Below are 24205 nucleotides of genomic sequence, written 5' to 3'. Positions count from 1 at the left end.
TGTGTTTGAGAATTTTATCGCAGTTTTTGGGGTCAAATGGCAATATCTAACCCAAACTTCTGTAAATTCTCTTTTCTCCATTTAGCATCTAATTTCCTATTTGTCCTGACTTCTAACACTCTAATTCCCTGATTTGGTAGCAGTTTTAAGTTTTCTTTTAACTGTTGCCAGTCAGTAATTAACTGATGCTGTACATTATATGTAGCACATAACTTAGCAAAATCTATATCTTGGGGGGTGGCGAAAAATTCTCCAAAAGGTGGGTCAAATTGCGCTATGGGCAACATTTCAAAAATCCCCCCACCATTGTTATTAATTAACACAATTGTCAAATGTCCAACAAATTTATTTCTAATTAAAAATCCGTTGGTATCATGTAATAAGGCTAAATCTCCTGTTAACATCACACTACTTTGCTGGTGATGTGCAATACCTAAAGCGGTGGCAAGTGTGCCATCAATACCATTTGCACCTCGGTTAACATAAGTTTTTATACCTAAATTATTTGGTTTCCAGAAAAATTCCACATCCCGCACTGGCATACTATTAGCAATAAATAATGGTGTGGCTGATGGCAGACTTTGGGACATTAACCAGGCTGCTTTACTTTCAATTAATTGGTCTAATTGTACAAAAGTTTCATCAATGTTTTTTCTGATTTTTACTTCAACTTCACACCATTTTTGTAAATAAAGCTCTGTTTGATGATTCCTGCTTTCTCTTTGGTAATCTATATCTTCTACACATATCCTTAAATGTGTGGTTCTTCCATGTAAAGAGTCTAAATTATCATAGCTACTATCTATGATCCAGCGTTGGGCGTTGGTAGTAGATAGCCAGTTACGTAATTCTTTACTGGTGGGCATTTCACCGATTTGAATTACTATTTCCGGGGTTAGTTCTTGGGCAAGTTGCTGATTACGTAAAATGATGTCGTAGGTGGAAATTAAATAGGGGTTGAGGTTAGCATAATTTCTCACCGGGGAAAGTCCCTCAGCTAAAACTGGCCAGTTCAGTGTTTGAGACAAACGGGCGATGGCTTGACAGTATTTCTCTGGTTGTTGGGGCTGGGCTACACCAGCAATGATTATTCCTCGTTGAGATTTTAACCACTGTTGGGGAAGAGAAAATGGCGAAGGGGGTACTGGGTTAATTTTGGCTATACCTGCAAAAAAGTCTTGTGAGTGGAACTGTGACTGTAAATTACTCAAATCAATTCCATCAGGAATGGGGGCGAGGGGGTCACGAAAAGGAATGTTTAAATGCACTGGACCTGGTGTAGGAAGTTGACAGCGTTCCCAAGCGTGAATGATGGTTTGTCGCAGATAACACAGCATTCCCATGTCTGGCCATGGTGTGGCTAATTCTGCTTGCCAGTTTGGGTAATTACCATATAATTTAACTTGATCTATGGTTTGCCCCGAATGGCAATGTCTCAATTCTGGTGGTCGATCGCTAGTTAGCACTAACAATGGGATGCGACTTTCTTGGGCTTCAATGATGGCTGGGTAAAAATTCGCTGCTGCTGTTCCGGAGGTGCAAACCAATACTACAGGTAGCCCAGTGGCTTTAGCTCTTCCCAAGGCAAAAAAGGCCGCTGAACGCTCATCGAGAATAGAAACAGCTTCAATGTCAGGTATTTGCTGCACAAAGCTCACTACTAAAGGTGTAGAACGTGAACCAGGAGACATGACCACACAATTCAATCCCAGGCGCTTTAGTGTTTCGGTTAAGATATAAGCCCAAAGTTGATTAAGATTTTTATAGGCAAATGGTATTAAATCAAGCATGGCTATAAAATAATAATTTTAAATTTTTGATTTTGAGTTAAATTCAATTTAAAATTTCTCTGGTAAGGTTCAATGTCCGATTTACTTTTCAGGTCTTATGGATTGCATTCATTTAACCAATATTCGCTGCTATGGCTACACTGGGTATCTACCAGAAGAACAGGTATTAGGGCAGTGGTTTGAGGTGGATGTGAAGTTATGGTTAGATATCTCCACAGCTGCCAACACTGACGCAATTGAAGACACTGTAGATTATCGCAGCGTCATTAACTCAGTACAACTTATCGTTAAAACGGCTAAGTTTGTTTTGGTGGAAAAGTTGGCGGGTACTATCGCTGATTCTCTTCTGCAACAGTGCGATCGCGTCACACAAGTCCAGGTGATTGTCAGTAAACCTGCTGCACCTATTCCAGATTTTAGCGGCAGAATTAGTATAGAACTTACTAGAACTAAAACTAGGTCTAACCTCTAAATTGACACTCCCCACGCTATCCGAGGGGATTCCAGCGTCACTGACGTTCCTTCATTGTAGAAATTTCTGCAAATCAGCTTGGACTGTTGGCTGTTGAATATAAACTGTTGCCGCTTCAATTAAATTATTGATATTCTCTTCACTGGCATCATCCATATCATCACTTAAGCGTTTACCGGTTAACTCCCTATCTAGCTTGAACTGCAATCGTAAAACCCGCTCTTGAATAATTTGATTGGTAATGTACTCATGAACAATTGAAGAAGAATCCAACAAGATACTAATAAGCGGCTCTATCCATTGTAGAACTCCCCAGCCTTGGGCTTTTTCAAATGGTATGAGTCGGGTCATTTGTCCCGTACCTACGGAGAGAACGCTAATATCTTCCAATTTATTGCCTAATCTTATAGCTTCTGCCACAGCACAGCTAGAAGGGTTATTGGCAGCAACACCACCATCAATTGCCGAGTATATGCTCTTAATTGAGTAGCCGGAGGTATGATCGGGAATGTTTTCCCAGGGCGAATCTATCACAGCTAGTCTTTTTGCGCCTTGATAATTTTTTATGGTGCGAGTTTCACCTTGGGCTGTGCCACTTGTTATGGTAATTTTTGTATTATTATATATATTATTAATTGGATCTGCCTGGCAACATAATGTTATACTATCACTGGTTGCACATTGCACCGTGCCATTGATTCTTCTATCTAATCTATGTGCTGGGAAAACAGTCGGGGCTGAGGCGGAACAAACACAGGCTTCCCATAAAGGTACATTGCTGGAACACGTATCTTCACGCCAGCTTTTAAATACTATTGGTTGCCTGGTCAGGGTATCATAAGAAATAATCAATAACAAAGGATTGGTAATATCTAATATTTTGCTAGTGCCTAAACTTTCTTGTAGGACTTGAGCTAAACCATGAGCAGAAAACTTAGGCGCAGATAAGCCGTGTTTGAAGAATAAAGGAAATCGCCGCCATGAATAATGACTTTTGTAGGGAAAGATCCTGATGCCTTTTTGTTTATATATGTCAATAATTTCTTGGGCGGTGAGTCCGATGGCGATCGCACCTGCTAATATTGACCCGGTGGAAGTTCCGGCAATTAAGTCAAAGTATTTATTCAACGGCTGATTAATTTGTTTCTCTATAGCAGCTAGTATTGTGGCGGAAATCACTCCACGAATACCCCCACCGTCTAAACTCAAAATCCGAAACGCCATATTTAACTATACTCCCTATAACTCCTAAATCTAGGTTTAACATGAGTAAACTGGGGATTGTAACGGTAAATTTACCAGTAATGTTTTTTGATGGCCATTTTTATAATCGCCAACAGCTAACCCCCTTGTCTGAAGCCATTAGCGCTGCTCGCCGTTGATATTTCGGTCACATATTAGAACTCTACCACATCAGCCCTATTTTTTCTGGTCTTTTCCCCCCACTGGTTGGCAAATTGCTGGTATGGCTTAATCCTGATTTAAACTAGGATTTACCCAATTGATATTGTTTCCATTTTTCCTGCTGATGCTGCCTTTTTTCCTCCGTGAGACTATCAAAACAGTGGGGACAAGAAATACCTTCTTCATACTGGGGAGAAGCTTTATCTTTCTCAGCAATGGGATATCCACAACAAAAGCACAATTCATGAGTACCTAACTCCAACCCATGACGGATGGCTACCCGGTCATCAAATACAAAACATTCGCCTTCCCATAAACTTTCCTCTGCTGGTACTGATTCCAAATACTTCAAAATACCACCCTTGAGGTGATAGACTTGTGCAAAGCCTTGGGATAGCATCAGAGATGAGGCCTTTTCACAACGAATCCCCCCGGTACAAAACAAGGCGACTTTTTTATGTTGATTGGGGTCAAGGTTATTACTCACATATTCCGGGAACTCTCGGAATGATTTGGTTTTTGGGTTTTGTGCGTTTTTAAAAGTACCAATATTCACCTCATAATCATTACGGGTGTCAATGACAATCACTTCCGGGTCAGAAATCAAATCATTCCATTCTTGGGGACTAACATAAGTACCCACCTGATTATTTGGGTCAACTTCTGGTAGACCCATGGTGACAATTTCTGCTTTTAAGCGCACCTTCATGCGTTCAAACGGTTGTATATCAGTGTATGACTCTTTGTGTTCTAAATCTGCTAAACGGGGATCCGAACGCAAAAACGCCAAAACCGAGTCAATTCCTGCACGTGACCCCGCGATGGTTCCGTTAATACCTTCCGCGGCCAATAAAATTGTTCCTTTGATACCTTGTGATTGACAGTAAGACAGTAGGGGGTCTTTTTTGTCCGCAAAATCGGGCATTTTGACGAATTTATATAGTGTCGCCACCACCTCAATATTTTCTTGCATTATTTCTTGAGTAATGATATGATGGTTGAGTCATGCAGTTAAAATTACTGTTTTTATTTGATGGGGGTTTAGCTCAGTTGGTAGAGCGCCTGCTTTGCAAGCAGGATGTCAGCAGTTCGAGTCTGCTAATCTCCATGATTAACCACGTTGAAACACCACTGAAAGATTATTAGCCGGCATGGAATAAATTTCTTTTAAACTGAGGTACTGGCTGTTAGCTGCGGCGATGACATCGGTCAGGTCACGCACACCCCAGTCAGGGTTTCGCGCCTGTAAAGATTGATCAAAAGTGGCATTACTAGGTGCAGTATGCTCTCCGTTTTGTTTAAACGGCCCGTATAAATAGAGTATTCCACCAGGGGGCAAAATTCGACCAGCACCAGCCATTAGCCCCAAACAAGTTAACCAAGGTGAAATGTGAATCATATTAATATTAACAATAGCTACAATAGATAAATCAGGTAAAGTATCTCTCTCTACTGTCCAAATCGGCATACTAGCATCAAGTTCCAAAGGCGGATCAAGATAATCTGATGGTTCTTGTTCAGCCCAGGCGTTAATACTAGCGAGCAATAACGGATTTTGTTCAGTAGGTAGCCATCGACGGGGACTAAGACGGGGTGCAAAATAAACTGCGTGTTCACCAGTCCCACTAGCCACTTCCAAAACCGTACCACTTGGGGGCAGCACTTGTGAAAGCACCTCTAAAATAGGTTGTCGATTGCGTTGCGTAGCCGGCGCGTATTGTCGCGCATCTTCTGGTGTGTTCATATCCCAATTAAACAGCATTTAACTATTTCTATACAAATATAGCTAATTTTCCCGAAGTGAGGTACATAGTCTTAGGGAAGATGCCGGCAATACAAGACTTATTATTATTGACATTTGTATCTCACGTATTTAGGAAATGCTATTTCACTCTATTCATAGTGGAAAAAAAAACAAAAATTTAGCCATTTTTAGAGCCGAATACAATGGCTGTATTGCTTGTATCGACTTGGGTAAAATGTCTTGTATATTCACGGAAAGATATTACCTATAACTACTGTATACTGGTGGCAATTTAAATCAACAAGGATAATAAAATGCCTGAAAATAAACGAAGTTGGTTGATTCCTGCTGTTGGTGCTGCTCTTCTGGTGTCCGGGGGGGTGGGCGTTTATATATACTTCAAAACTCCATCTAGTGATAGCTCTACTCCTTTAGGCAGTGCTAAACTAGTCCCTTCTACAGCACTGATGGCGACTTATATTAGCACAGATCCACGAGCTTGGGCAAAGTTGCAAGACTTTGGCACTCCCTCGACGCAAAAGTTAATAGGACAGGGACTTGAAGATTTTCAACAAGATTTGTTTGGGGAAAGTAATATTTCATATAAACAAGATTTACAGCCTTGGGTTGCTGGTGTGATGGTGGCTATGCTACCCCCTGATCCTACTCAAGGTATACAGGAGCAGTCAGAACCTAATATTTTGATGGTGTTGGGTATCAAGGATAAATTGAATGCTTTGAATTTTGCCAATAAATTAAAATCTCAAAAAGGTGTTAAGGTTCAGGAGTCTGACTACAAAGGTGAAAAAATCACAGAATTAACAGAAAATGGCACTAATACATATAGTGCGATTTTGAATAATAATCATGTGGTGTTAGCACCGGAAAGACAAGCCGTAGAACAGGCGATTGAAACTTTTAAAGGACAGCCTTCTTTCGCTAGTAAAAAAAATGCCAGGACACTGCTCACTGCTAATGCAAATGTAAGGAATGTTCTGGCTCAGGTCTATGTACCAGACTATGCAGCAATGGTACAAAATTTATTAGCTGCAAGTCCAGAATCGGATTCATTACCACCACAAACGCTGAAACAGTTACAACAAATAAAATCTATGGTGGCTAGTGTTGGGGTTGATGATCAAGGGGTGCGGATGAAGGCGATCGCTAATTTAGATCCACAGCTAAACACATTGGATTACCAAACCACCCCAGCAAAAATAGTTAATCAATTACCTGTAGATACCTTGGCTTTAGTAACAGGTAACAGTATCAATCGTAGCTGGTCAGCTATAGTAGAACAGTCGGAAGATTATCCCGAATTTAAGGCAGTATTACAACAACTGCGGGGACAACTCAACTTTGTGAATATTGACCTAGATAAAGATGTGTTTGGATGGATGGACGGAGAATTTGCTCTTGCTACCATACCATCGAGTCAAAGTGTTTTACCGGATGTGGGGGTGGGAGCAGCATTATTATTAACAACCAGCGATCGCTCCACAGCATCAGCTACTTTTAGTAAATTGGATAACCTAGCGAAAATTCAACAAATCAACGTCACTACCAAAAACGTTGACGGTAAAGACATCACTCAATGGCAAATACCCGGACAAGGCTCTTTATTATCTCATGGTTGGCTGAATCAAAATACCGCATTTGTGGCGGTGGGTGATACTGTGGCTGAAACCATAGCCACCAATAACAGCCCTAAACTTCATAGTAGCGACACCTTCAAAGCTGTAACTGGTTCACTGCAAAAACCCAATACTGGTTACTTTTATCTAGATGCAGAAAAAACAACATCCCTAGTGAATAGCTTTGTTAGCCAATTCCAAACCATACCATCTGAAGCCAACACTATCTTGAGTAGTATTTATGGTTTTGGTGTCACCGCCTCTAGCCCGAATAAATCTACGGCTCAATTGGAAATGTTATTGGCTCTGAAGCCGAAAACTGCTCCCTAGGGCAGAGGGCAGTTAAACAAAGTTAAACAATATTATTATGTGCTTATAGACTAGCCGGGGGTAATTGTGTCATAAGTAGAAAAGGCTGTAAAACCCAAAGGAAACTTATGACTGCTGCTGCAACAACTGCTCCTGGTTTAGTCTCCCGTTTGGTAAATGGTATCTTAGCTATCAAACCTTTAGCTAACTTAGCCAAGCATCAAGCTAGACAAATGATGATTAAGCGGGCTGAAAAAATAGGTGTTCCCTGGACACAAGAAGTAAAAACATTACAAGCCCGTGACTGGACACAAGAATTAGCTGAAGTTGAGAATCCTCAGCTTTGTTATCCAGACTATTACCTCAATTCCTTTCATGCTTACGAACAGGGTAATCTTAGTTGGCAAGCTGCATTTGAGCAAAAACCTGCGGCTCATGCTGTCCACGCTAAGATTTTAGAAAATACTGATGCCCAGGGTGATGCTAAACTACGTCAAAGTTACCATGATATTTTGATTAAGTCCTTGGACCACCCTCCCCAAGATATCTTAGATGTAGGATGTGGTGTAGGACTCAGCACTTTTGCCCTTCAAGAAATATATCCCCATTCTCAAATTACTGGTTTAGATTTATCGCCCTACTTTTTAGCTGTTGCTTATTACCGTAATCAACAGCGTCAAGGCCAAATTAATTGGCTTCATGGGGCGGCTGAATCTACCGGATTACCAGATGCTTCTTTTGATTTAGTTTCTATTTTCCTAATGTGCCATGAGTTGCCCCAATCAGCAACCAGAAATATTTTTGCCCAAATGCGCCGGGTGCTGCGTCCAGGTGGTCACTTGGCAATTATGGACATGAATCCCCAATCGGAAATTTACCAAAAAATGCCTCCTTATATTTTAACTTTGCTGAAAAGCACTGAACCTTATTTAGATGAATATTTTGCCTTAGATATTCACCAAGCCTTGCTTGAGGCTGGTTTTCAAATTCCCACTATTACCAACAATACCCGCCGGCACCGTACTATAATTGCTCAAGTTTCTAACTGAGATGGTATTGGGTAAAAGTCCAGCGCTTTTTTTGATAAGATGATAAATCTAATTTGTTCAATAACGATTTTCCTATGAGCAAAGGCACGCTGTTTGATAAAGTTTGGAACTTGCACACCGTGGGAATACTTCCTTCAGGGCTGACGCAACTATTTATTGGGCTGCACCTGATTCATGAGGTCACCAGCCCCCAAGCCTTTGCTATGTTGCGGGAACGAGGTCTCAAGGTGCTGTTTCCACAACGAACTGTAGCAACAGTAGATCATATAGTACCTACGGATGTACAAGTCAGGCCTTTTAGCGATCGCTTGGCAGAGGATATGATCGAGGCTTTAGAAAAAAACTGTCAAGAAAATAATATCACTTTTCATAATATCCGTTCTGGTAATCAAGGTATAGTCCATGTTATCGCCCCAGAACAAGGACTCACTCAACCGGGAATGACTATCGCTTGTGGAGATAGCCACACATCCAGTCACGGCGCATTTGGTGCTATTGCTTTTGGTATTGGTACTAGTCAAGTGCGGGATGTTCTCGCCTCCCAAACCTTGGCTTTATCTAAACTCAAAGTCCGCAAAATAGAAGTTAATGGCACTTTAAACCCTGGTGTTTATGCTAAAGATGTGATTCTGCACATTATCCGTACCCTTGGGGTCAAAGGTGGGGTGGGTTATGCCTATGAATATAGCGGAACCACTTTTGCACAAATGAATATGGAAGAACGGATGACCGTTTGCAATATGTCTATCGAAGGTGGTGCAAGGTGCGGTTATGTTAACCCGGATCAAATAACTTATGATTATTTACAAGGTAGAGACTTTGCCCCCAAAGCTACAAAATGGGATCAAGCTGTGGCTTGGTGGGAATCTATCAAGAGTGATGCTGATGCTGAATATGATGATGTTGTAGTGTTTGACGCTGGGGATATTTCCCCCACAGTGACTTGGGGAATTACACCCGGTCAAGGTATCGGCATTAATGAACTGATTCCTACACCAGAACAACTACCAGAAGAAGACCGATTTGTGGCGGAAGAAGCTTATAAATATATGGATTTGTATCCCGGTCAACCGATAAAAGGCACAAAAATTGATGTGTGCTTTATCGGTAGTTGCACCAATGGCAGAATTAGCGACCTGCGAGAAGCGGCAAAAGTTGCCCAAGGTCGCCGGGTGGCGGAGGGAGTGAAAGCTTTTGTAGTCCCTGGTTCGGAACGGGTGAAGCAAGAAGCGGAAGCAGAAGGACTGGATCAAATCTTTCGGGAAGCTGGTTTTGAGTGGCGGGAACCAGGATGTTCTATGTGTCTGGCTATGAACGCGGATAAACTCCAGGGTAGACAAATCAGCGCCTCTTCTTCTAATCGCAACTTTAAAGGCAGACAAGGTTCATCTTCTGGTCGCACCTTACTCATGAGTCCGGCTATGGTTGCCACTGCGGCCATACAAGGGCAAGTGTCTGACGTGCGGGAGTTAGTGTAATTTGTCTGGGATGGGCTAGTCAAGGCTGAGTAAAAGTGGAAATTTATGGTGAGCGAAATTAAAAAAGTTTCAGGGCGCGGTATAATCCTATTGGGGGATGATATAGATACAGATAGAATTATCCCTGCCCGCTATTTAAAAGCCATCACCTTTGATGGATTGGGTGAAGGGGTATTTATCGACGATCGCAAGGTGTTAAAAGGTGAACACCCCTTTGATCAACCCCAGTACCAAGGAGCTAATGTTTTAATAGTTAATCGTAACTTTGGCTGTGGTTCATCACGAGAACACGCACCCCAAGCGATCGCTAAATGGGGTATTCAAGCTTTAATTGGTGAAAGTTTCGCGGAAATATTTTTTGGCAATTGTGTGGCCATGGGTATACCTTGTGTTACAGCCGATGCAGCTACAGTGAAAAAGCTACAGGAACTAGTAGCAGCTAACCCCCAAGCACCCGTAACGGTAAATTTAGAAACTTTAGCAGTGCAAGTTGGTGACTACACCACTAAAGTATCCATGAGTGAAGGTAGTCGCAGCACTTTTATTAGTGGAACATGGGACGCTTGCGGTCAATTAGTGGCTAATGCTGACCAGGTTCGCTCAACTGCTGCTCAACTGCCTTATATGAGTTGGGCTTAAGTACCATTGTCATTTATTCAGGACAACAATTTCCCCTCTCTGGTTAAATGTTATCGGTTCTACAAGATGATGATTTTTATTTAAGTAGCGTAGCAGTCCCACAGTGCGAAAATATTGGTCAATTTCAGGAATTCCCTGTTTACTTAAATGTATGGGGATAATTTTACCATCCACTAATTCACCTTGGGAGTTTAGCTTGACTTCTAAGATCATGGAGTATGCAGTTTGAGCTTTTGTGGATAAAGTCCGATAACCCAGAAAGTTACCCAAAGAATAAGCTATGAGTTTCCCCTTATAGATTTCCATAGCTCTGGGAACGTGGGGCCCGTGTCCTATAACCAAATCTGCCCCTGTATCTATCATCGTCCTGGCAAACTGGATAGAATTACCCCGGTTTTCACCATAGAAAAACTCGGGTTTATTTTTTACATGAAGGGCTGCGGTTCCTTCCGCCCCAGCGTGCATAGATACAACCACAATATCAGCATTATTTTTAGCTTCCGCCACCAGTGCTTGGGCTGCTGTGAGATTGTGAATGGAGTTATACATACCATAGGGGGCAAATCCGATCATGGCCACGGCCATATTATTGGCCTCTAGATAAAGAATTTGATTTTTATGACCTAACGAAGCAATACCAACTTTTTTCAGGTTTTTAACAGTATCTTGAAAACCCCTAGAGCCAAAGTCCATAGCATGGTTATTTGCAATGTGAAAGACATTAAAGCCCACATCAGCAAATAACTGGGCGTAGCTAGGCGGAGAGCGAAAGGCAAAAACTTGTCCCCGACTGATATCCTTGGTAGTGTAGGGATAATTGGTAAAAGTGGTTTCTAAGTTACCAAAAACAATATCAGCTTTTCGCAAATAGCCTCTTACAGACCTGGGTAACAGTTGATCTGGAGATGAGGGCAGTCTATAGTTAGGAAAATTAGTTCCGGGAATAATATCGCCAACGGCTTTGATGGTCAGGGTATCTAAAACGGTTTGCTGGGGCGTTGGTGTGGATTCAGGTTCAGTCACCAGGGCGGTTGCGTCTGATACTTGAATTTGTACAAACAAACGAATGAATATTCCTATACCAATGCCAACACCAAAACAGGTGCTAACAAAACCAAATGACAGTAATTGCACTACTCTTTGATTTGCCATTGTTTACTCCTCACACAATGGCATCATTTTAACTCAATTATCCGTATTTTAGCTATAGGTATGTGTGATGAGTAAGGAATCTAAACAAAAATTAAAACGGAGAGGGGGGGATTCGAACCCCCGTTGGGTTTCCCCAAAACGCATTTCGAGTGCGTCACCATCAACCACTCGGACACCTCTCCAGGTAGGTATTGAATTGAGACTAATGCACATCCCCAGACATTATAGCATCTATAGGGAGTTAATAGCTAAGTGAGAACTAAATTATCTCGATGAATCACAGTTTCAGCACCTACAAAGCCCAAAATTGTGGAGATTTCCTGAGAGTGACAACCGCGAATTTTCTCTAGTTCTTGGCTGCTATAGTTAACAAGTCCTCTGGCAATTTCGTTTCCTTGGTGGTCACACAACTGCACAGCTTCTTGAGGCTCAAACTCTCCTTCTACTGATTTAATCCCAGCTGCTAATAATGATTTTCCAGCTTGGGTGATGGCAGCGATCGCTCCTGTATCCAAGTATAATTTTCCTGTAGGTACTAAACCATAAGCTATCCAACGTTTACGGGCTGAGGTTGGTTCTGGCTGTGGTTGAAAGTGAGTGCCTAGGGGTTCTCCTTGTAAAATTCTTTCTATGTTGTCAGGAAATTTGCCTTGGGTGATGACGGTACGAACTCCCGCAGCCACAGCAATTCTAGCCGCGGAAATTTTAGTTAACATTCCACCTGTACCCCATTGAGAACCTGGCGAGGTGGTTTGTAGTTGTAGTTGTGTTAATTCTTTGAGGTTATTTACCAAGGATATGGGGCGAGCATCAGGGACGGAACGGGGGTCGGCTGAATATAACTGATCTACGTCTGTGAGGATAAATAACCAATCTGCTTCTACTAAACTAGCTACCAATGCCGACAGGGTGTCATTATCCCCAAATTTTAGTTCTTCCACTGCCACTGTATCATTTTCGTTGACCACAGGAATTACCCCTAGTGCGAGTAGTTCCTGAAAGGTATTGTAAACGTTGAGGTAACGGTGGCGTTCTACTAAGTCGCTGCGAGTGAGCAAAACCTGAGCAGTTGGTTGATTTAATGTAGTAAATAAGTCTTCATATATCCGCATTAACCGTCCCTGCCCCACTGCGGCCACCGCTTGTTTCAGGGCGATGGTTTTGGGACGTTGTGTTAAGCCTAACCTGGCACAACCTACTCCCACGGCTCCAGAGGAAACTAAAATCACTCTATGACCTTGTTGTTTGAGATGACAAAGTGTTTCTGCTAAGTTAGCAATGGTGGAAAGGGCTAGTTGTCCGGTTTCTGGTTTGGTCAGGCTAGAAGTGCCGATTTTGACAACAATTGTCTGAGTCATTGGTGCTTGGGGAGAAAATTTGTAAAGCGCCGAACCCTCTATAGGTGAAGGCCGACGCTCTACGGGTTTATTTTTCTCTATTATGAACTAGGGTCTTTATTAAGCTGACCCCATATTATTAATTTATATAATGCTCTAGGTTTGCATTTTTGGCATATTTCTTAACTATTTCTTTAGATTTAGTTTTGTCCTGATTTGTCAAGTTTTGTGAATTTTCCTTTCTTTAGGAGTAATAGAGGCTCCCAAAATTTCTGATAACCAAACTTCAAAATTGCGGATGGGATGAGAGCGTAGGGCTGCATCGGGATGGACGATGGGATCTACTAATATAGTGAACATTCCTAGACGATTACCCGCTATAATATCGGTAAACAAGCGATCGCCCACCATTCCCACTTGGTGTGGTGGTAGATTCATCCCAGTGAGTGCGGCTCTAATTTTACGTCGTGATGGCTTGGCTGCACCCAAGTAATAAGGCAAGTTGAGGGAGCGGGCGATACCACCGATCCTAGACTGACTGAGATTATTACTTACTAAACATAATTCTGTAGAAATACGCATTTCTGCTACCCATTGTTGTAGTTCTGGTGAGGCTTTTCCTACTGTCAAGGGTACTAGGGTTTCATCCACATCTAAGACTAGCCCCTTCAGCCCGTATTGTTGAATAATATCGGGTGTTAGGTTTAAGACAGAACCTTCTAAAATCAAGTCAGGCTGTAAGAGCTTGTTCCAAGTCATGGTTTTTCATCGAGACTAATACATAAAAATTATATAGCAGTCCTAAATAAGTATTTACTTCTCCCCGCAGTGAAAGCCTGGGAATTTAAATATCAATTAGGATTGCTATAAATGCTTGACCGAAACAGTCTTGAGCAAAAAACTAATGTGAATTTTTCATTTATTCGACCTCGTTAAACAGATGTTCTTCTAACAGAGGTTGTACTTTTTTAAATTCCTCTGGAGAAAGTAATTGCGGTTCACCCGTGGTGGAAATGCGAGCAAAAAACAGCAGAGGGTCGATTGGTGTATAAATGGCATATTCTTGTTCTTTGTCATAAAAGCTAGCAAGAAGCTGTAATTGTTCTGGTTCCAAATCTGTCCCTTCATCTTCAATTTCCAAGGTGAAAATTTCTGATTCTTCCACTGCTGGCAAATCCCCAGCCACCGTGAGAGCGTAGGCGGTATGCTTGAGTATGAGATTTTGTTCAGCTAAGACAGCTTGAGCGGTGGCAAAAATATGGTCAATGACAGCATCATCATCTACCAAAACCGCTTCTTCTTCCTCATCTTCACCTTGCCAAGCAAAAATCTCTATGGGTGAGTCTACAGGGAGTAGTAAAACATATTCTTGTCCATTGACCGAGAGGGAATCTTCCACATAACAATCAAGGGTTCGCCCTGTGTCATCGGTCAGAGTGATGGAACCTGCATGAGCATGATCATTTTCTTCAGGAAATGGAGAGGAAAACATAGCCAAAGTGTGAAACTTTATAAATACCAGCAGATAGATAAATTTCCTTACTGTTTCATGACCAATAAGTCAAAAGAATAGCGTCAGAAATCAATACTAGGTTTGGTGATTCAATTCAGAATATCATGTAAAAAGGTATCAATACTCTCAAACTAGCACCGCTTTATCAAACTCGGCTCGCCTGGTGTCCAGCCATTGCTGCAAAATTAAAGATGCTGCTTTACGGTCAATTAAACCTTTATGGCGTGATGGGGAGCGATTTTCAGCTATTAACAGTTGCTCGGCTTGGAAAGAAGTTAATCGCTCATCTACAAATTCCACTGGCAATTCCAGTGCTTTTCCCAGTTTTTTGGCAAATTTTTGCACTTGACGAGCCTGGAAACCCAGAGTCCCATCCATGGAGTAAGGTAAACCAACTACCAGAACTTGCACCTGACGCTCATTGATTATGTTGCGGATGTGTTGGATATCTCGCTCAAAAGATGTACGCTCAATAGTGGTAATTCCTGTAGCAATCAAACCCGTACCGTCGCAACCCGCTACGCCGATCCGCTTGCGGCCGAAATCTAATCCCAATGCTGAAATAAACGGTTGTGGTTTGTCTTTGGTTGTCAAACTAATTCTCCTGTCTTTGATCTGTTGATTCAGGAATGGGTAATGGTTCCATACTCAAATTTTCGCACCTAAAGTTTATGGATTCGGATTTACTTGGGGTTGATCCGTCTGAGGCTGGTTGTTTTTTTGGTTTTGACCATGACATTCCCCCTGGTACTGGTTTACGAGAAGGTTGTAAACCTTGCAGCACTCCAGTCCACTGAATTCCATCTAAGGAAACAATTTTCGACTCTCGTATCTTGTGCCACACAGAGCGAGACATAACCAGGGTATGTTCTATGCGTTGTGCGCCAATGCGCTCTAAGTACTCTTCTCGCTCTGCTTGATAGTCAGAGGATGCTAGTTGTAAAGCTTGTTGGGGGAAATCTTGCACAATCCGAGCTAGTTGGGAAAGTAGTTCTGGGTAAAGCCAAGTATAAGCGGGGTGAACTGTCAGCGTGGCCACATGGGGGGTTTTACCTTTACGGTCAAGTTGCACCTGAAAATAACCAATGGCTGCTTTGCGTTGGGGTTCAAAAACGTAGCCACTGACTACTTCTGTTTTGCTTACCCACTGCTTAACAGCATCAGTTACAGCGCCAAATAAACTGGTTTTAAAGTCGCGAGTGTTGCGATCAAATACTTGACGTACTAAAGGCGGCATTGAGGCCGTATCTAATTGATAGAGTAACTGGGCATCAGCATTACTAACAGGTAGAAGATTAGGCAAATCTGGCTCTGTTTGGGCTAATTCTGTTAGTAATTCCGGTTTAATTTCCCAGTAGGTCATTTCTGCCAGACGCTGAAATCCATTCTGCCGATACAGCGCCAGGGCATCTTTATCATTAACATTAACTTCTAATACCCAAGTCCGGGCTTCTAAAATTGACTCAAAGCAATGGCGCAGCAGTTGGGAGCCGGTTCCTTGCTTTTCTAAGGATTTGGCCAGCATGACTCGATCAATCCGCCATGTACTACGTGTGCGGTTGAAAGGTGACACTTGTATCATCCCTAATAGCGATCGCCCCTGTTCTGCTACGTAGGCACAGAAACTATACTGTAGGGGGTTGGGAAACCAGCTTAAAAATTTGAGGAATCCATACCAACGCCGTAACCACTGCATTTGGCTGATGGCCAGTTCAGCTTCTTCGGGAGTCAGGGAGGGTAATGAGTCTTGAGTGATTTGTTCTATTCCGTCCAAATCCCGGTATTGGGCTGGCCGGATGACAACGCTGAGGTTTCGAGGTAGTAATGATGTCATTTTAATTTCTGCTGCCATTTAGCCTTAACTTACTGGGTCAGAGGAGGTGTTGCAATAATTAATTTTAACTGTTTTGCCCTTTTAGCTTATGCTCCCAAAGGGTGATTTTTGTCACTACACACAAAGATATAGTATCTAACCAGCTAAAAAGTAGCCAAGCTGATGATCATCAAAAGTGTTGATTGAATCTAGTGTTATTTTATGAGAATTTGGCTGTGTTAGGGAAGGTAGAAATATTAATAATTACTTATACAGTTTCTGTGTAAAGATGGGATAACATTATGTAAGCAAACGTACAGGACGCAAGGAACAATAAAAATAATTCCAGAAACTAGATCCCCTTCCTTTGTGGCTGAGGAAGGGGAGTTGAGCGATATTGATGCAAATATCCTACTAACTGATTACACTACCGCGATTAACCTTGTCGGGAAACAAGCTTTTCAAAGTCAGCTTGGGTTTGGTGTAACAGTTGCTCTCGGCTATCTTCAACTGTAAGTGTCTGCTTGAGGGTTGGAACCAGATTGCGGGCTTGTAGAGTCATGTGAAGTTGCAAGTGGGCAACATATTCGCTGAAGTCTTCACTGGTTAGAGTTGCGCCCTGTGAGATATTTGATTCCATTAACTGTAGGTTCTCCTTTCTTAATTTTCGGCTGTGTGTTCACACCATAGAAAACTATCATATTCTGTTGCATAGCCTGTTAATTTACCATAAAGTTTAACGGTTTTTTTTATTGTGGATGTGAAGCCGCAACCTGATGATGTTTGTCCAGTCTATGTTTACCACCAGAAGTGTTGAATCCTGCAACAAAACTTCACAATTATTGCACCTTCAATTAGTGAAATTGTAGATTGACGGTCAGTGGATGCAATACTCGGTTTTTCAATGTGATCTCACCCCCACCCAGTATGCTAAACTGCGATTGCCTACGGCACTGGCGGAGCCAATCGCGCCTTGCCCACCTCATCTCAAATTTTGCGTCAACCAGTAGGTGTTTTATTGATACATATAAAAAAACTGTCCCCAACCCTGACTACATCTACATTTCCAGCCCTCATACTTAAAATGAGGTTGACGCAACTCCCCAAACCCTTGTTCTTCCAACCTTTTAGGTTTTTTTTCAGATTCCCCTTGACAAATCATTTCCTGAAAAGCTATATTATCTTTAGATTGACGGAACAGAACCTTGAAAACCAAATATGTCAACCCTTCCAACCGCGGGCAGTCACAATGACACTTAATCCCTATCAGGGATTGAAACGATTCACAACGGGGCGATTCACAAGGGGGCGATTTGTCACAATGACACTTAATCCCTATCAGGGATTGAAACAGGAATTAGGGCTTGAATGGGATCAGTTGAATGAGTCACAATGACACTTAATCCCTATCAGGGATTGAAACAATTGAAAACCGTTTGGAAACCCATTCGGGAACCGTCACAATGACACTTAATCCCTATCAGGGATTGAAACTGCCATTCCGCACTACTAGCTTGCTCCCCCGCTATTTCAGTCACAATGACACTTAATCCCTATCAGGGATTGAAACGCTAGGTAATGTTCAGATTGGGGGAGTTAATGCTGGATGTCACAATGACACTTAATCCCTATCAGGGATTGAAACGCATATGGGAATAACCTTAGAAATTGATACTACAGAAGTCACAATGACACTTAATCCCTATCAGGGATTGAAACGGAGCTAAAGCGTGATCATTCTTTTGACAATTTCTGGTCACAATGACACTTAATCCCTATCAGGGATTGAAACGCAGCGAATTGTCCTTTGAGCGTTCTTACCTCGAAGTCACAATGACACTTAATCCCTATCAGGGATTGAAACAAGGGGTGATAGTAAAAAAAATAAAAATATTTTTTGTCACAATGACACTTAATCCCTATCAGGGATTGAAACCACACAGAAACCAGCGCAACCTGGTATATCGACAGTCACAATGACACTTAATCCCTATCAGGGATTGAAACATACCCGGTGATGTTGGTGGAAAGCAGGTAACCAAAATGTCACAATGACACTTAATCCCTATCAGGGATTGAAACCATACACCTTATAGGGCTCGCACACGCCCAAGCCGGGTCACAATGACACTTAATCCCTATCAGGGATTGAAACGCGTATATTGTATATCCAATGTGAGGCACAATAGAGTCACAATGACACTTAATCCCTATCAGGGATTGAAACAAGGAAGTTTTTACCTGCACTTCTTACGGCGAAGTCACAATGACACTTAATCCCTATCAGGGATTGAAACGCGTATACTGTTTGTATATCCAATGTGAGGCACAAGTCACAATGACACTTAATCCCTATCAGGGATTGAAACCAATACAGATGTAGTTTCTTTTTTGTTTCCAGAGTCACAATGACACTTAATCCCTATCAGGGATTGAAACAGCAGTAATAACGACAATTTCAAGATTACAAAATGTCACAATGACACTTAATCCCTATCAGGGATTGAAACTTGCATATTTTAAACCGAAACGAATACCCATAGGAAGTCACAATGACACTTAATCCCTATCAGGGATTGAAACTTGATACTCAGCCTCAATGCCCACAAACCCTGATTCTGTCACAATGACACTTAATCCCTATCAGGGATTGAAACAAAGCATACCCCAACGAGCTTGGCCGCATTAATGGGTCACAATGACACTTAATCCCTATCAGGGATTGAAACCACTACCCGTGCTTCTATCGAGCTTCTCATCCAAAGTCACAATGACACTTAATCCCTATCAGGGATTGAAATTTTATGATTTTTAATTCTTACCATATTTCAGACCAATAGACAATTTCTGAGGCTGAACTATCAATAGCTACGCCGTAGCTATAACCATGATTCCATTTGAAACCGGGGCTACCTCTGTCTTTAGCATCTAATACTAATATTTCATAGGTGGGGGGAAATGATTCCCGCCCAGAATCACTGGTGTAAAAGAATGTTGTGGGTACACCGTTGGCTAGGTTAGCGTGATTGTTGGTATCACCACCTTGGTATTGGTGTTGAGCAGTTTTTCTATATTGTGAAAGTAAGTCTTGAATTGTGTGTGGTGAGTTTTTGAGTCTGAGTTGTAAAAAACTGCCCTGTTGTCCAATTCCAGAATAATAGGCGATACGGACGTTTTTACTGTTATGAGGTAACTGCTCAGGAAAATGTTGGATGTGGTGGTTATTAGCCCATAGTTGCTGACGAATTTCTTGGTAGCGTGATTTGTCAGTTATGACTTGAATTTTGTTGCTACTCAAAGCTTTGGTGAGAAAAAAATTTTTGCTAACAATACCCAGACTACCCAGGGAAAGTAAGGCTATCATAGCTAGTTTGAAAAGAGGCGATCGCGGCATAGAGTTGGGTAATGCTAAATTTTCTAGTCACATACCCAACTACTAAACACCGTTAACAGAGATAGGAAGCAAAACTTTGCCTAATCTGGGCAAATATCAAGTAACTGTAAAATGCTGGTGATTTGATTTGTTTTGCTAACCGTAACATGATTAGCAACATTAAAATTGGTAGGATATACCAAGGGACAGCACGGGATAAATGTTCAACCATTCTAGGTCATCTTCCAAATCCCTAACCTCTTGCTGGATGCTAGTATCGATTTGATTTCGTACTGCTGGAGTAATACTGGGACCATAGGTAGGTGTAATATCTATTTCTGGGGAACCAGTAAACATCACACCTAAATTAAAAGAAAATCCCCAGCGTCTACCGGGTTTTACTGCATTTCCCCAGCCAATACCCACATAAGGCGCGACACTATTGGGAAAGGAAACCTTAGCGTCAACTGACTGTAAATCATTACTGGTGTAAGTGTCGTTACCAATTGTAATACTGTTATTGGTTGGTGTGCCTTGGCCTTTGATATTATTATCTTGAAATACCAAGCCTCCTGTTAGACGAAAACCAGAGTTTTGAAAGGGGTGGTAGTCAATGACAGTGGAAATATTGGATAAGTTAAGATCCGCTTTGTAAGTTACATCTGTTTCTGTAATATCTGCCCCTACACCAAGGCCGTTTATCCCCACCCTGGCATTAAAGTTAGGGGTTATTGACTTGGTTATGGAAGCTCCTACACCCAAAGTACTTACTTCTGGAGTAATTGCCAAACCAATGCCTTTATTCACAGGAGTTTTACTTGTTTCCTCTATGGGTTGAACTTCTATTCCTACAGGAGTTGTGGGAGTTGGTGTTGTTGAGGGGGGGCTGGTTTGAGTACAGCGAGAGTTCAAAGGATAATCTTTACAAAATTTATTTACATCAATGGGTCTTTGGGCTATTGGTTGTAAGTCAGCAGCGCTGTGGGAAAAGGTTCCCGTTTGGGGATTTATTTCGCTTATTTGAGATGTAGCAATTACCTCTTGCGCCAATACTGGTTGACTAATGGCTAGTCCCATCCCCAAAGTAGAAGTTAATGCCCACATAGCGTATTTTACTGGAAACTGGCTGATCATTTTCGTTACTCCTCACTTAAGAAATTAAGTTTTTATGCTCACTACAGATACTCAAAACGCTGCTGTGAAATACACACCTATCAAACTTGGCTGTCTTAGGAGTTTATTTGTCTAATTTGAAAGTTGTATTTTTACAATTTGCAGCTATTCACCACAAAACCAGGTATACTACATAACAGGTCTTTAGTCAATATAAAAATTTAAAATGTATAAAAAATTAATAATGTGATGTTAATTATTAACGGTATGAGCCGACAATCATCCCAGCCAGTAAAATAAAACCAATCCAGACATTTTGGCGAAACATCTTACTATACTCGCGGTTAGGTAGGTTGTGCTTTCTTAAACGTAAACACTGCCAACTCCAGCCTATGGTAGCCATTGCTAGGCTGACCCAAAAGGCTAAACTTAGGTTAGTCAAGATACCTAAGCAAGCTAGTAAAAAAATTGTAAATAAAAAGAAAATACCAATGGCTGTAGGGGCGTAATTACCAAAAAATAAAGCGCTGGAATTAACCCCAATGCGTCGATCATCTTCCCGATCGCTCATAGCATAAACTGTATCAAATCCCAGTGTCCAGAATATAGTCGCGCCCCACAGTAGCCAAGTGGGTTGAGAAAGATTCTGTGTTACAGCACTCCAGCTAATCAAAACGGCAAAACCCCAAGCCAGGGAAAGGACTAGCTGGGGTACTGGAAACACCCGTTTTGCACCTGGGTATAGTATAATTACTGGCACAGCCGCCACAGACAGCCAGAAACTTAAAGGGTTAAGATAGAAGGCGAGGGCTGCTGCACACAGTAGGGAAACAAGAGCGACCACAATTCCGACTTTGATAGACAGGGTGCGAGAAGCAAGGGGACGGTTTCGTGTTCTTTTTACTTGTGGATCAATATTTCTATCCCATAAATCGTTAACTACACAACCAGCAGCACTGGTGGCTAGAGTACCCAAGACAATTATGACTACTAAAGGTAAAGGCGGTTTTCCAGAGGCTGCTAAAAATACAGCCCAAAGGGCAGGAATCATTAAAATTAACCGTCCTTCTGGTTTATCCCACCGCAAAAGCCGGATAATAGTTAGCCATACAGGCTCAGGTTTGCGATCGTCAGGATTGAGCATGGAAATCAAGTAATAACTGGAGATAGATGAGTTTACACATCTTTACATCTATAGAATAACGTTATTTGATGTTGGTAAAAGCAAAATCTTTAACTGGCGTTGTCTACAAGATGCTAGAGACTAGGATTTTTACTCATGAGTTGCTCAATTTGTAGGGATTAGGGTAAATATTCTGAGAATATATAATTTAATACATAGATTGATCAAGCATCTGCCAGTGCTAAACATACCAACTCCCCACCTCTTTATAGTTCTTCCTTCACTGAGAGAAAAATAGATGCTGGATTTAGTTTCAGCTGACTGGGAAAGTGTGGATACTCAACCAGTCCAGCAAAACCGGATGATTGCTGCCATTGATTTGGGAACAAATTCCCTACATATGGTAGTGGTAAAGATTGACCCAAATCTGCCATCCTTTAGTATTATTACCAAAGAAAAAGAAACCGTTAGACTTGGTAATCGTGATATTACCACTGGAGAACTTAAACCAGAAGTCATGGATAAGGCTATTGGTGTTCTCAAACGGTTTCAAGAAGTGGCCAAAACCGCCAATGTAGAAACAATTATCGCTGTAGCAACTAGCGCTGTGCGAGAAGCCCCCAATGGGAGAGATTTTTTGCAAAGAGTACAACAAGAGATAGGTTTAAGCGTTGACTTGATTTCTGGTCAAGAGGAAGCGCGACGCATCTATTTAGGTGTACTGTCGGGGATGGAATTTAACAACCAACCTCATATTATTGTAGATATTGGTGGTGGTTCCACAGAATTAATTTTGGGGGATAGTCAAGAAGCCCGTACTCTGACCAGTACAAAAGTTGGTGCAGTCAGACTCACTGGCGAGTTCATCACCACCGACCCTATCAGTGATGCTGACTTTTGTTACCTGCAAGCCTATACACGGGGGATGTTAGAACGTTCCGTGGAAAGTGTGTTAGCAAATACCCAGTTCGGTGAATCTCCCCGTTTGGTGGGAACTTCAGGTACTATTGAAACCCTAGCAATGATTCATGCACGGGAAAATTTAGATACTGTCCCTTCTACCCTGAATGGCTACCAGTTCAGTCTCAAGGATTTGCGGGATTGGGTAAGTCGCCTGCGGAAAATGACTCATTCAGAAATTTCTCATATACCTGGTATGCCAGATAAGCGGTCAGAGGTAATATTGGCTGGCGCTGTGATTTTGCAAGAGGTTATGACTTTGTTAGGGGTGGAATCAGTCACGCTGTGCGGACGCGCCCTGCGGGAAGGGGTGATAGTAGACTGGATGCTAACTCACGGTTTGATTGAAGATAAACTGCGTTATCAAAGTTCAGTACGTCAACGTAGTGTTCTCAAACAGGCTCACAAGTATCATCTTAATTTAGAACACAGCGATCGCGTGGCCTTATTTGCTTTGAGTTTATTTGACCAAACTCAAGATAAATTACACAAATGGGGAGAAAGTGAGAGACGCTTGTTATGGGCTGCGGCAATATTACATAACTGTGGACATTACATCAGCCATTCATCTCACCACAAGCATTCCTACTATCTGATTCGCAATGGTGAATTACTGGGTTATACAGAAACCGAGATTGAAATCATTGCTAATCTAGCACGTTATCACCGCAAATCCCCACCTAAGAAAAAACACGAAAGTTACCGTAACTTAATAAACAAACAGCATCGACAAATAGTTAATCAATTGAGTGTCCTGTTAAGATTGGCGGTGGCATTGGATAGGCGACAAATTGGGGCGATCGCCAGGGTAGAATGTGAGTATGCTCCTAATAGCCAGGAATTGCAAATGTTGCTTTTTCCTTCTCGACCTCATGATGACTGTGCCTTAGAAATTTGGAGTTTAGATTACAAAAAACCAGTTTTTGAGGATGAATTTAAGGTGAAATTAGTGGTTAATTTAAAACACTCTCCTGCCTAGATATAGCATTTCTTCAACAGGTGAGAGTCTTGTCTAGCGGGCATCTTGCCAGTTAAGGATGTACCTCACTCGGGCAAAATTCGCTATATTGTATAGTTTACACGAAATATTTGCGTGCGTTAGAGCCTGTTAACGCACGTCCATAAATCCGGGTAATAAACAGATTTTTTTCACCCAGCCTAGTTGCGTGTTGAGAATCAAGATTCACCCAAGATAACAAACCCATGAGTGAAGTAAGAGCCAATTACGATGAATCATGGAAAGAAGTATTAAACGAATACTTTGACAGTTTCCTGTACTTTTTCTTTCCTAGCGTCCATCAG

At 41.8% G+C, this 24205-nt stretch carries 21 protein-coding genes, 2 tRNA genes and 1 CRISPR repeat array; of the genes, 8 read left to right on the top strand and 15 right to left on the bottom strand.

Going from position 1 to position 24205, the window contains the following annotated elements; genetic code table 11:
• Window positions 1-32: 32 nt before the first annotated feature.
• Window positions 33-1790 carry a 2-succinyl-5-enolpyruvyl-6-hydroxy-3-cyclohexene-1-carboxylic-acid synthase gene (gene menD / locus NWP17_RS17030; RefSeq protein WP_280656061.1) on the bottom strand — a complete coding sequence of 586 codons (1758 nt, stop codon included), beginning with the start codon at window positions 1788-1790 and terminating at the stop codon, window positions 33-35.
• 97 nt (window positions 1791-1887) lie between these two features.
• On the opposite strand from menD, the gene folB reads away from it, so the two are divergent.
• Window positions 1888-2262: a dihydroneopterin aldolase gene (gene folB, locus NWP17_RS17025; protein ID WP_280656060.1), complete on the top strand. Its 375-nt coding sequence runs from the start codon at window positions 1888-1890 to the stop codon at window positions 2260-2262.
• 51 nt (window positions 2263-2313) lie between these two features.
• On the opposite strand, the gene NWP17_RS17020 is transcribed toward folB, so the two are convergent.
• On the bottom strand, window positions 2314-3486 hold the full coding sequence (locus NWP17_RS17020) for a patatin-like phospholipase family protein (protein ID WP_280656059.1): 1173 nt from the start codon (window positions 3484-3486) through the stop codon (window positions 2314-2316).
• Window positions 3487-3748: 262 nt separating this feature from the next.
• Complete coding sequence (gene trhO, locus NWP17_RS17015; RefSeq protein WP_280656090.1) at window positions 3749-4642, bottom strand: oxygen-dependent tRNA uridine(34) hydroxylase TrhO; 894 nt, start codon at window positions 4640-4642, stop codon at window positions 3749-3751.
• 59 nt (window positions 4643-4701) lie between these two features.
• Between trhO and NWP17_RS17010 the strand changes: the two genes are divergently transcribed.
• Window positions 4702-4774: transfer RNA gene (locus NWP17_RS17010), tRNA-Ala, on the top strand.
• A 3-nt stretch (window positions 4775-4777) separates the two neighbouring features.
• On the opposite strand, the gene NWP17_RS17005 is transcribed toward NWP17_RS17010, so the two are convergent.
• Window positions 4778-5410, bottom strand: coding sequence for a DUF938 domain-containing protein (locus NWP17_RS17005; protein ID WP_280656089.1), 633 nt, complete (start codon window positions 5408-5410; stop codon window positions 4778-4780).
• Window positions 5411-5724: 314 nt separating this feature from the next.
• On the opposite strand from NWP17_RS17005, the gene NWP17_RS17000 reads away from it, so the two are divergent.
• The 4 genes from NWP17_RS17000 to leuD all read left to right on the top strand — a co-directional run bounded on the left by NWP17_RS17000 (window position 5725) and on the right by leuD (window position 10519).
• On the top strand, window positions 5725-7374 hold the full coding sequence (locus tag NWP17_RS17000) for a DUF3352 domain-containing protein (RefSeq protein ID WP_280656058.1): 1650 nt from the start codon (window positions 5725-5727) through the stop codon (window positions 7372-7374).
• 107 nt (window positions 7375-7481) lie between these two features.
• Window positions 7482-8402: a class I SAM-dependent methyltransferase gene (locus tag NWP17_RS16995; RefSeq protein WP_280656057.1), complete on the top strand. Its 921-nt coding sequence runs from the start codon at window positions 7482-7484 to the stop codon at window positions 8400-8402.
• Between the two features lie 74 nt (window positions 8403-8476).
• On the top strand, window positions 8477-9880 hold the full coding sequence (leuC, locus tag NWP17_RS16990) for a 3-isopropylmalate dehydratase large subunit (protein WP_280656056.1): 1404 nt from the start codon (window positions 8477-8479) through the stop codon (window positions 9878-9880).
• A gap of 45 nt (window positions 9881-9925) precedes the next feature.
• A complete protein-coding gene (leuD, locus tag NWP17_RS16985; RefSeq protein ID WP_280656055.1) occupies window positions 9926-10519 on the top strand; it encodes a 3-isopropylmalate dehydratase small subunit in 594 nt (197 codons plus the stop codon).
• A 9-nt stretch (window positions 10520-10528) separates the two neighbouring features.
• On the opposite strand, the gene NWP17_RS16980 is transcribed toward leuD, so the two are convergent.
• The 8 genes from NWP17_RS16980 to NWP17_RS16945 form a co-directional block, all read right to left on the bottom strand.
• Window positions 10529-11671: a CapA family protein gene (locus NWP17_RS16980; RefSeq protein ID WP_280656054.1), complete on the bottom strand. Its 1143-nt coding sequence runs from the start codon at window positions 11669-11671 to the stop codon at window positions 10529-10531.
• A gap of 97 nt (window positions 11672-11768) precedes the next feature.
• Window positions 11769-11853 (bottom strand) — tRNA-Ser (locus NWP17_RS16975).
• A gap of 66 nt (window positions 11854-11919) precedes the next feature.
• Entirely contained in the window at window positions 11920-13029 is a 1110-nt protein-coding gene (gene proB / locus NWP17_RS16970) for a glutamate 5-kinase (RefSeq protein ID WP_280656053.1), read from the bottom strand.
• 198 nt (window positions 13030-13227) lie between these two features.
• Window positions 13228-13767, bottom strand: a complete 540-nt coding sequence (locus NWP17_RS16965; RefSeq protein WP_280656052.1) for a YqeG family HAD IIIA-type phosphatase — start codon at window positions 13765-13767, stop codon at window positions 13228-13230.
• Window positions 13768-13927: 160 nt separating this feature from the next.
• Complete coding sequence (locus NWP17_RS16960) at window positions 13928-14500, bottom strand: DUF3727 domain-containing protein (protein ID WP_280656051.1); 573 nt, start codon at window positions 14498-14500, stop codon at window positions 13928-13930.
• A 147-nt stretch (window positions 14501-14647) separates the two neighbouring features.
• Window positions 14648-15115 (bottom strand): Holliday junction resolvase RuvX, encoded by a 468-nt coding sequence (gene ruvX / locus NWP17_RS16955; protein ID WP_280656050.1) that lies wholly within the window; start codon window positions 15113-15115, stop codon window positions 14648-14650.
• Between the two features lies 1 nt (window position 15116).
• Entirely contained in the window at window positions 15117-16373 is a 1257-nt protein-coding gene (locus NWP17_RS16950) for a GNAT family N-acetyltransferase (protein ID WP_280656049.1), read from the bottom strand.
• Window positions 16374-16770: 397 nt separating this feature from the next.
• Complete coding sequence (locus NWP17_RS16945) at window positions 16771-16974, bottom strand: hypothetical protein (RefSeq protein WP_280656048.1); 204 nt, start codon at window positions 16972-16974, stop codon at window positions 16771-16773.
• Window positions 16975-17203: 229 nt separating this feature from the next.
• Here NWP17_RS16945 and NWP17_RS16940 point away from each other — a divergent pair, with 229 nt between their 5' ends.
• On the top strand, window positions 17204-17344 hold the full coding sequence (locus NWP17_RS16940; protein ID WP_280656088.1) for a CRISPR-associated endonuclease Cas2: 141 nt from the start codon (window positions 17204-17206) through the stop codon (window positions 17342-17344).
• A 233-nt stretch (window positions 17345-17577) separates the two neighbouring features.
• Window positions 17578-19135: a CRISPR direct-repeat array (repeat unit 37 nt; unit sequence GTCACAATGACACTTAATCCCTATCAGGGATTGAAAC).
• Window positions 19136-19152: 17 nt separating this feature from the next.
• Here NWP17_RS16940 and NWP17_RS16935 read toward each other — a convergent pair.
• The 3 genes from NWP17_RS16935 to NWP17_RS16925 all read right to left on the bottom strand — a co-directional run bounded on the left by NWP17_RS16935 (window position 19153) and on the right by NWP17_RS16925 (window position 21964).
• Window positions 19153-19728, bottom strand: coding sequence for a hypothetical protein (locus NWP17_RS16935; protein ID WP_280656047.1), 576 nt, complete (start codon window positions 19726-19728; stop codon window positions 19153-19155).
• 159 nt (window positions 19729-19887) lie between these two features.
• Entirely contained in the window at window positions 19888-20841 is a 954-nt protein-coding gene (locus tag NWP17_RS16930; protein ID WP_280656046.1) for a hypothetical protein, read from the bottom strand.
• 238 nt (window positions 20842-21079) lie between these two features.
• The gene (locus tag NWP17_RS16925) at window positions 21080-21964 is read right to left on the bottom strand and encodes a 4-hydroxybenzoate solanesyltransferase (protein ID WP_280656045.1); all 885 of its coding nucleotides are present in this window, start codon (window positions 21962-21964) and stop codon (window positions 21080-21082) included.
• Window positions 21965-22241: 277 nt separating this feature from the next.
• On the opposite strand from NWP17_RS16925, the gene NWP17_RS16920 reads away from it, so the two are divergent.
• Window positions 22242-23882, top strand: a complete 1641-nt coding sequence (locus NWP17_RS16920) for a Ppx/GppA phosphatase family protein (protein ID WP_280656044.1) — start codon at window positions 22242-22244, stop codon at window positions 23880-23882.
• The last annotated feature ends 323 nt before the right edge of the window (window positions 23883-24205 follow it).

The sequence above is a fragment of the Chrysosporum bergii ANA360D genome, from assembly GCF_029891735.1.
Classification (GTDB): domain Bacteria; phylum Cyanobacteriota; class Cyanobacteriia; order Cyanobacteriales; family Nostocaceae; genus Umezakia; species Umezakia bergii.
The sequence above is the reverse complement of the archived record's forward strand: the minus strand, read 5'-3'. Positions and strand labels throughout refer to the sequence as shown.